This window comes from Ferrimonas kyonanensis DSM 18153, assembly GCF_000425405.1.
Classification (GTDB): Bacteria; Pseudomonadota; Gammaproteobacteria; order Enterobacterales; family Shewanellaceae; genus Ferrimonas; species Ferrimonas kyonanensis.
The window spans coordinates 1-4519 of sequence record NZ_AUDJ01000053.1; the positions used below are offsets into that span (position 1 = coordinate 1).

Sequence of the window (4519 nt, forward strand, 5' to 3'; positions counted from 1 at the left end):
ATCTCCAATTGCTCGCCATGGCGGCAACCCAGCAGTACTTTGCCGCCATGGGCATAGCGAAAGGCGTTGCTGAGCAGGTTTTGCAGGATGCGTCTTAGCAGTTGACGGTCGCTTCGAATCCAGGCTTTGCAGGGAACCATTCGCAGCGTTACCTGATGCTGGTCGGCAATGGCGTCAAATTCGCCGTGCAGGCAGTCCAGCAACTCCTGCAGGGGGAAGGGTTCCATTTTGGGCACAACCGTGCCGCTGTCGGTGCGGGAGACCTCGTTGAGATCCAGCAGCAGATCATTGGCCACCTTGAGAGAGTGATCAATCTGTTGCAGCTGGCCTCGGGCGCGCTCAGGCAACTGATTGTCTTCCATTAACGTGGAGGAGAACAACCGGGCCGCCGACAGCGGTTGTAGCAGATCGTGACTACAAGCCTTCAGATACTGGCTCTTTTTGTGATGAGCCAGCTCCGCCTGTTCTCTGGCGTTGGCCAATTTGGCGTTGGATCGGGCCAGCTGCTCGTTGGCCATCGCCAGTTTATTGATGTTTGCTGACGGTCTGCTCAATAAGCAGATCGCCGCTGAATTGGGGCTGTCGGAAGCTACAGTCAAAGCCCATGCCAGTGCGCTATTTCTTAAACTCGGGGTTCGTACCCGCACCCAAGCGGTGATAGCGATGCAGCAACTGCAGACAAATTCTGCAGCGGTTGAGATCTAAATACTCCCATCATTTCGTAATCTGGGCTGAAGATTAACTTTATTTAATCTTCAGCCCACCTTGGCGTCATTCAGCTTGCTTTACGCTTAGCTAATCAATTAATGACTGAGTATTTTAAGAGGCTATCCATGTTACGTCGTCAATTCTTAAAGCGAGCTGTTACCCTTGGTGGAGCGGCGGTTGCCACTACATTGCCATTTAGCGGCCATGCCGATCCTGCTCGACTGGCTCAAGTTCAACGTTCAGCCAAGCAGGTTGCGGGATTTGCGCCTGATTTGGACACCCTTCGCCGTTTGGCCAGTGTCATGTTGGGGCCGCTACCCACTGAGCTTAACGTGGTGCGTTTTGCAGAAAGCCACAGAAAAGCCAGCTTAGTATTGGAAGGGGGGGACCCACAGCGCAAGATCAACCTAGCTCGTACAGCACACCAGCTGGTTTACCCTCAAGGCAGTGTCATTCTCGATAGTGGTATGGACGAGGCGACTCACGACTATTTCGGTAGTTCAAGCGATCCGTTTTATATGGAAAAATACCAGCGACTGCAGCAGGCGATGCGACAGGCAAACCTAATTGTACTGAGTCACTATCATGCGGATCACGTAGGCGGTGTGGTGACTAGCCCCTACTTTGAGGAGATCGCCGATAAGGTGTGGCTCAGCAGTGATACTCGAGAGTTTATGGTTACCACGCCTCATAAAGCGTCGATTGAGATCTGCCGGGAGCGTACCGAACGCTTTATCGCCATCGATTTCGACAACTACTATCCGGTAGCGCCAGGTATTGTTGCCATTAAAGCCCCTGGCCATACCCCTGACTCTAAGATGTTTTACATCCGCCTTCAAAATGGACAGGAGTACCTGCACAGTTCGGATACCGGGTGGACGCTAGAAAACATCACCAGTGGTAAGATGAAGAATGCCCCTTGGGTCAAAGAGGATAGAGAAGCGCTTAAAGCCCAGTTTGCTTGGCTAAATACCTTGATGAAAGAGCAGCCTAACCTGATTATGATCAACAGCCACGATACGCCGAGCTATTTGGCATTAAGAGAGCGTGGCCTCTTGGGTGAGTTTCGCATTTAATTCTACTGATTCCAAAAACAGGGTGGGGAGATGTTCAGGTGCTTAGGTACATCCTAACGATATTTTTGTTAAGCCCTGTGACGGCTCTCTCTGCAGAGCCGTCGTCTCAATTGTGGGCTTATCTTAGTGGTGCTGACGTGGTGTCGGCATCAGAGATCTTTGAGCAGGCCAGTCGTGAGCGTCCAAAAGAGCAGATCGTCGACTTTGAAGTTGAACTAGAGAATGAGCAGCTTAGCTTTGAGGTGAGCCTCTATAACTCAACCACTAAGCAGATAACTGAGCTGAGTTATGATGATGCTGGTGTGCTTGTGGGGACAGAGTTTGAACTGGATGAGTGGCGTGGTGGCGACCAACTGCTCGCCATCAAGACTCTACTCTCTCACCCCAAGTCCATTGACGAGTTAATCAGTGACCTTAGCAACAATCGTCCAGGTGAGCTGATTGCCGCCAATATTGGCAGTAATCTGAGTATTCCATTTCTCTGGGTAACTCTGCTTACGGTTGAAGGTAAACAGAGTTATGCTATTGATCTTAAAAGCAACACGGCCATTCCCATATTACAGATGTGACCCATGAAGATACTCATTGTCGAAGACGATAAAAGCAACCGTGAATTTTTGGTTAGTGGCTTTAGCGAGCAGGGCTACGTGGTGGACAGTGCAGAAGATGGCCACCAAGGGCTGATGTTGGCAACCGAAGAGCAGTATCAGCTAATCATCCTCGATCGTATGTTACCTAAGCTTGATGGCTTGGCCATTTTAGCGGCACTTCGTGTCAGCGACAATGCTACCCCAGTGCTAATTCTATCTGCTCTTGGTGAGGTAGATGACCGCATTAAGGGGCTTCGCAGCGGCGGCGATGATTACATGGTTAAGCCGTTTTCATTTGCTGAGCTGCTTATTCGCAGTGAGCTGCTGCTGAAGCGGGGCAGCTCAGCGCCGCAGGCAACGACCATAGAGTTAGGAAACCTAAAGATGGACTTGCTGGCCCATCGAGTTTTGGTTGGCGAGCATCCTATTGAGCTTCAGGCGAAAGAGTTCCGGCTGCTGCGATTTTTTATGGAGCACAGTGGCCAAATGGTTACTCGTACCCTGCTATTTGAATCGGTGTGGGATCAACATTTTGATCCGGGAACCAATGTCATTGACGTGCATATCGCTCGTTTAAGAAAGAAATTGGATGCAGCCAAGGCCACTTTGCAGATCACTACGGTCCGCGGTGCCGGCTACCGGCTCGAGCCAACCTCATGAGCTGGGCTTTATTTAACCCAAGAAAGCACTCAAGCTGGCGGCTAACGCTAAGTATTGCCTTGATGGTATCGGTGCTGTTGCTAAGCATGACCTGGGTACTGTACCAAGCGCTATTAACTGAGCAGCAGCGGCAAATTGGTCGTGAACTGCAAACTACAGCCAGTCGAATTCAAGGCTTGGCGACCTCCAGTGAGCCAACACGCTTTTATCTAAGATTGCAGCAGATGCAGTCCCAAGAGAAGCTGCTGTTGACTTGGCAGCATAAGGGAGAAGTTTTAGGCGCACTGAGCCTATTTCCTAAAGCGATTCCTGAGCTTCCACAAACCGCTTCAATATCGGTTTTCGATCCCAAATTAGGCCAACTTCGCCAATTGCAGGCAGGCATCGTGGTAACGCCGTTTGGAAACGTGATGGTGGCTCAATCCACAGAGCTGCTTGATCAACTCATTGAGCGCTTTATTCTCACGGCATTGTGGGCTTTGGCTGCGGCGTTAGTGATGACGCTGTTACTGGGAAACCTGCTGGCTCGGCGCCAAATGTCTCGATTGGACCAATTCAATCGCACCCTAAAGCAGGTTGAGGCAGGGGATCTCAAACAGCGCTTGTCTATCAAAGCTAACGGTGATGAATATGATCAGCTAGGGCGCTCCATCAATGCCATGATCCATGGCTTAGAGCAGCACCTAGACACCGTGCGAAGCGTAACCGATAACATCGCTCACGATCTTCGTACGCCGCTGTCGAGGCTTAGGTTTAGTCTGGAGCGCCGTCTAACTACAGATGAAACTATCGGCTTTGAGCTTGAGCAGTTAGATCTCACTCTAGCCAGCTTTGATGCGCTATTAACCCTATCGCAGCTGGAGCATGGAAAGCGGCAGCTCAGCACCGAGCAGATTGAGGTAGATGAGCTTTTTGAACAAGTGGTGGACTTACTGCAGTTGGTGGCCGAGGAGCAATCCCAGCAGCTTCGTTGCCAACCAAGTGGTTTGTCTGTAAGCGGTGATGAGCGTTTGTTGTATCAGGCACTTTTTAATGTGGTGGACAACGCCATAAAGTATGCCGGAGCCGATGCCGGAATTGTCCTATCTGCCGAGGCTAATGGTGGTGATCTGGTGATTTCGGTAGCCGATAACGGCCAGGGAGTGGATGAGGCGCAGCTGTCGTCGTTAACTCAGCGAAGTTTTCGAGGCGACAGTAGTCGGCAGCAGGCCGGCTTTGGCCTGGGTTTAGCCATGGTTAAGGCCATCGTCGAACGTCACGGCGGTCGTCTCGAACTGGCCCTTGCTCACCCTGGACTTGTGGTTCGTTTCGTTCTGCCGCTGAGTCAAGGTTAGAGTCAATGATGTCAAAGAGCCCTAGAAAGTCAGTTCATCTGATTCGGGCTCATGGGCGTAGTTGTGCTGCCAGCTCTCCACCAGCATGGCGCTGATCATCGCTCTTAGGGTGATGGGTTTAATCAGCTTTCTCAGATACCCAAATCCGGCG

The 4519-nt window shown here is 51.2% G+C and carries 5 protein-coding genes and 1 pseudogene; 5 read left to right on the forward strand and 1 reads right to left on the reverse strand.

Annotated elements, in window-relative coordinates:
- On the reverse strand, positions 1 to 518 hold a 518-nt coding region (locus tag H598_RS24350), incomplete at its 3' end, for a sensor histidine kinase (RefSeq protein ID WP_035415918.1).
- Between the two features lie 7 nt (positions 519 to 525).
- On the opposite strand from H598_RS24350, the pseudogene H598_RS26100 reads away from it, so the two are divergent.
- The 5 genes and pseudogenes from H598_RS26100 to H598_RS0113425 all read left to right on the forward strand — a co-directional run.
- Positions 526 to 705 (forward strand): annotated as a pseudogene (locus tag H598_RS26100) (response regulator transcription factor); the annotation flags it as partial.
- Between the two features lie 128 nt (positions 706 to 833).
- Entirely contained in the window at positions 834 to 1784 is a 951-nt protein-coding gene (locus tag H598_RS0113410; RefSeq protein ID WP_028113464.1) for an MBL fold metallo-hydrolase, read from the forward strand.
- Between the two features lie 38 nt (positions 1785 to 1822).
- On the forward strand, positions 1823 to 2353 hold the full coding sequence (locus tag H598_RS0113415) for a hypothetical protein (protein ID WP_028113465.1): 531 nt from the start codon (positions 1823 to 1825) through the stop codon (positions 2351 to 2353).
- Between the two features lie 3 nt (positions 2354 to 2356).
- Entirely contained in the window at positions 2357 to 3034 is a 678-nt protein-coding gene (locus tag H598_RS0113420; RefSeq protein ID WP_028113466.1) for a response regulator transcription factor, read from the forward strand.
- Positions 3031 to 4368: a HAMP domain-containing sensor histidine kinase gene (locus H598_RS0113425; protein ID WP_084144469.1), complete on the forward strand. Its 1338-nt coding sequence runs from the start codon at positions 3031 to 3033 to the stop codon at positions 4366 to 4368. The genes H598_RS0113420 and H598_RS0113425 overlap by 4 nt, the downstream gene beginning before the upstream one ends.
- Positions 4369 to 4519: the final 151 nt, after the last annotated feature.